Origin of the sequence: Achromobacter sp. F4_2707, from assembly GCF_047501535.1 — a bacterium.
Taxonomy (GTDB): Bacteria; Pseudomonadota; Gammaproteobacteria; order Burkholderiales; family Burkholderiaceae_B; genus Yanghanlia.
On record NZ_JAZDRJ010000033.1, the window covers coordinates 1 to 366 of the forward strand.

Annotated in this window: 1 pseudogene; it reads right to left on the bottom strand. The window is 57.7% G+C overall.

Annotation, left to right across the window (positions count from 1 at the left end):
• Positions 1-16: 16 nt before the first annotated feature.
• A pseudogene (locus tag VRY85_RS14890) lies at positions 17-366 on the bottom strand (IS3 family transposase); the annotation flags it as partial.

The window sequence follows — 366 nt, forward strand, 5'->3', positions numbered from 1 at the left end:
TTCATCTCCAGAGGAATCAGTCGTCCTCGTTCGTGCCCCAGATGGCCTGGGCTTTTTTTGATAAGGTCAGCAGCGCCGCCGCTTCAGCCAGCGCTTTCTCCTTTCTGCGAAGCTCCTTTTCCAACGCCCGGCTTTTCTTGCGTTCCGCAGCCAGCTCAGCCTTATTCGTCGGGGCACCGGTTGCACCGTCTAACGCTTCAGAAGCCGCTACCTTCCACGCTTCGATCTGTTCCGGATACAGGCCGTATTTGCGGCAGTACTCCGAACGCTCGGCCTCGTTCATGGCCGCCGTCTGAATGACCGCAGCCAGCTTGGCTTTGGCATCCCACTGATCGGCTATCGTAGACTTCTTGGGCACGACATATC